This is a genomic window from Methylobacterium sp. EM32 (genome assembly GCF_040593685.1).
In the GTDB taxonomy this organism is placed as follows: Bacteria; Pseudomonadota; Alphaproteobacteria; order Rhizobiales; family Beijerinckiaceae; genus Methylobacterium.
In genome coordinates this window covers 1-3896 of record NZ_JBEXZS010000131.1, presented here as the reverse complement: position 1 = coordinate 3896, position 3896 = coordinate 1, and the positions used below count along the sequence as shown (strand labels likewise).

Below are 3896 nucleotides of genomic sequence, written 5' to 3'. Positions count from 1 at the left end.
ACCGACCTGCTATTCACGGCGGCGGAGAAGACTCGCATGCCGCAGATCATCACCGACCCCAACCAGCCAGACAATCCCATCGTCTTCGCCAACCGGGCCTTCCAGAACCTGTGCGGCTACGACGCTGCCGAGGTGATCGGGCGAAACTGCCGTTTCCTCCAGGGCCCGGACACGGACCCCGCCGACGTGGCAAAGGTCCGTGACGCCATCGTGGCCCGGCGCGACGTCGTGGTCGAGATCTTGAACTACCACCGCGACGGCACACCCTTCCGCAACGAGCTCTACGTGAGCCCCGTCTTCGACGCGGAGGGACAACTCCGCTACTTCTTCGCCAGCCAGCTCGACGTCACCCGTTTCCGGACCACGGAGGGCGTACTCGCCGAGAGCGAAGCCCGGTACCGGGCGTTGTTCGACGCCGTCGACAGCGGCTTCTGCGTCATCGAGATGCGCTTCGACGCGGACGACCGCGCGGTCGATTACCGCTTCGTCGAGGTAAACCCCGCCTTCGCGGCGCAGACGGGCCTGCACGATGCGGCTGGACGCTGGGCGAGCGAGCTCGTGCCCCGGCTCGAACGCTCCTGGTTCGACACCTACGGCGCGGTCGCGCAGACCGGCCAACCGGTGAGGTTCGAGAGCGGGTCCATTGCGATGGGACGCTGGTACGACGTGCACGCCCTGAGGGTGGGCGACCCCGAGCAGCACCGGGTCGCCATCCTGTTCAACGACATCACCGACCGGCGCCGCTTTGAAAGCCACTTGGAGGCCACCGCCCAGGAGCAGGCCAACGAGCGCGACATGGTCTGGCGAGCCAGCCGCGACCTCTTCGTGGTCTGCGGACGCGACGGCTTCTTCCGCAAGGCGAACGCCGCCTGGACCGAGATGCTGGGGTGGGAGGAGACCGACGTCGTCGGCGCCCGCTTCGACGCCTTCGTCCATCCCGACGACCGGGCGGAGGCGGCTGCGGCCTTCGAGCGGGTCACGGGCGGGCTGGCGCTGCACGACGTCGACGTGCGCGTCCGCGCCAGAGACGGCGGTCATCGCTGGATCTCCTGGAACGCCATTCCCCGGGGGGACCACTTCTACGCCGCCGGTCGCAACGTCACGGAACGGCGGGCGCTCGAGGAGCAGCTGCGCCAATCGCAGAAGCTCGAGGCCGTGGGGCAACTGACCGGGGGCGTGGCCCATGACTTCAACAACCTGCTCACGGTCATCAAGTCCTCGACCGACCTGCTGAAGCGGCCCGGCCTCGCCGAGGAGCGCCGGCTCCGCTATGTCGGCGCGATCTCCGACACGGTCGACCGGGCCGCCAAGCTCACCGGTCAGCTCCTCGCCTTCGCCCGCCGACAGGCCCTGCGGCCGGAGACCTTCGCGGCCGACCGCGCCGTGGCGGCGCTCGCCGACATGGTCGGCACGCTCACCGGATCACGCATCCGGGTCGAGCTCGGCATGCCTGACGGGGAACAGGACGACCTTCACGTCAACGCGGACCCGAGCCAGTTCGACACGGCGTTGGTAAACCTCGTGGTGAATGCCAGGGACGCGATGGACGGCGAGGGCCGCCTGCGCATCGGGCTCCGCCGTGCCTCCCGCATCCCCGCTGTCCGGGCGCATCCGCCGCGGCGCGGCGACTTCGTCGCGGTCACGATCTCGGACACCGGTGCGGGCATCGCCCGCGAGAACCTGGAGCGCATCTTCGAGCCGTTCTTCACCACCAAGACCGTGGGCCAGGGCACGGGACTGGGGCTGAGCCAGGTGTTCGGGTTCGCCAAGCAATCCGGCGGCGAAATCACCGTCGAGAGCGCGCTCGGCGAGGGCACGACCTTCACCCTCTATCTCCCGCGGGTCGGCCCGTCACGCGCCGCCGGGCCGGTGGAGGAGCCGGAGGCGCTGGCCGAAGGGCACGGGACCCGGGTCCTCGTCGTCGAGGACAACCTCGATGTCGGCGCCTTCGCCGAGCAGGCCTTGCGCGAGCTCGGCTACGTCACCGTCTGGGCCAAGGATGCGCATCAGGCACTCGCCGAGATCGAGCGCGACTCCTCGCAATTCGAGGTGGTGTTTTCGGACGTGGTGATGCCAGGCATGAACGGCGTCGAGCTCGCGGGCGAGATACGCCGGCGCCGGCCGGACATCCCGGTCGTGCTGACCTCCGGCTACAGCGACGTGCTCGCCGCCGAGGGCACGCACGGCTTCGACCTGCTGCGCAAGCCCTACTCGGTCGCCGATCTGTCGCGCATCCTCCGCCGTGCCGTCCAGGACGCCTGCGTCGGGCTCAGGGGCGGGGCCTGACACCGTGTGGGCTGCCGCGGACACCGGTCTCGACTCGATCAGCTTGACCGTGCGAGGGGCCACCGTGGGCGAAGGACTGCTCAGAGTGGACAGTCGAAATGGGCTGCAGCTTGTTGCCGGACGCTACTCGTCGCCGATGCGATTGGGGTGGTCGGGCCTGGCGACCGCCTGCAAGGTGCGCGAGAGCTGTTCGACCGAGTAGGGCTTCTGCAGAAGTTCGAACCCGCCGGTGCCGGTCTGGGCCAGAACGTGGCTGTAGCCGGAGGTCAGGATGACGGGCAAACCGGGATGACGCCGCCCGATCTCACGGGCGAGATCAACGCCGTTCATGCCGGGCATCATCACGTCCGTGAACACCACGTCGAACCGACCCGCGTCGTCGGCCAGCTCCGCCAGAGCTTCCCCGGCATCGGCCGCCCAGACCGTGGCAAAGCCAAGTTCGGCCAGAGCCTGCGTGGCGAACGTGCCTACCTCGACGTTGTCCTCGACCACAAGCACGCAGGTGCCATGGCCATCCACCACGGGCGTCCGCTCGCCCCGTTCCGGGGCCTGGATCGCGCCACCCACGCGGGGAAGATAGAGTGTGAAGGTCGTACCTTGCCCGACCACGCTCTCCACCACGACCTCGCCCTGTGACTGCTTGGCGAAGCCGAACACCTGGCTGAGCCCAAGGCCGGTGCCCTGCCCGACCGCCTTGGTGGTGAAGAACGGCTCGAAGATCCGCCCCAGCGTCTCCGGTGTCATGCCGATGCCGGTATCGCTGATCGACACCGCCACGAACGGTCCATCCACCGCAGGGTGGGCGCGCACGGGCGGCATCCGCTCGACGGCCCGCACGCGAACGGTGAGTTGCCCCTCGCCCTCCATCGCGTCGCGCGCATTCACGGCCATGTTCACCAGCGCCGTGTCGAACTGGTTCGGGTCAGCGTTCACGAAGCAGTCGTTCTCCGGCAGCTCGGTCACGACCCTGATGCGCGAGCCGGTGAGCGTGCCTAGCATTTCGGAGAGTACCCGCACGCTGTCGCAGGCTGCGAACACCTTGGGTTGGAGTGTCTGCCGCCGTGCGAAGGCGAGGAGCTGGCCAGTCAGCTTCGCGGCGCGATCCACCGTGTCGGAGATCGCCTCGATGTAGCGGCCGCGCCGTGCCTCTGCGAGATCCGGGCGCTTCAGGAGGTCGGTGGAGGACTTGATGACCGTGAGGAGATTGTTGAAGTCGTGCGCCACGCCGCCGGTGAGCTGGCCGATAACCTCCAGCTTCTGCGACTGCCGCAACACGTCCTGCGCATCCTGAAGCTCAGCTTCCGCCCTGAGCCGCGCGCTGATGTCGTGAGCTTGGTGGAAGGCGCCGAAAACCTTGCCCGCCGCATCGCGCAGGGGCGTGTAGGTGATCTCCCAGCATGGCTGGCCGAACTCGGCCCGGCCGAAGACGGCTTCGACCTTGTACGCTTCACCGGCCAGCGCCCGGGCCATGTTGGCGCGCATCACGGCGGCTTGCTCGGGGATGAACAGGTCGGGGAAGATGTCGCCGACCTTCGTGGTGAAGCCGTTGACGCGGAAAAACTCGTCGTTGTGGGCCTTGTTGAAGGCGATCAGCCGATACTCCGTGTCGA

The 3896-nt window shown here is 68.3% G+C and carries 2 protein-coding genes; one reads left to right on the top strand and one right to left on the bottom strand.

The annotated features are described in order from the left end of the window. On the top strand, positions 1-2286 hold a 2286-nt coding region (locus ABZT49_RS17320; protein ID WP_355287457.1), incomplete at its 5' end, for a PAS domain S-box protein. A gap of 123 nt (positions 2287-2409) precedes the next feature. On the opposite strand, the gene ABZT49_RS17315 is transcribed toward ABZT49_RS17320, so the two are convergent. Further along, positions 2410-3896 (bottom strand): ATP-binding protein (locus ABZT49_RS17315; protein WP_355287455.1); only part of this gene is annotated, 1487 nt, incomplete at its 5' end.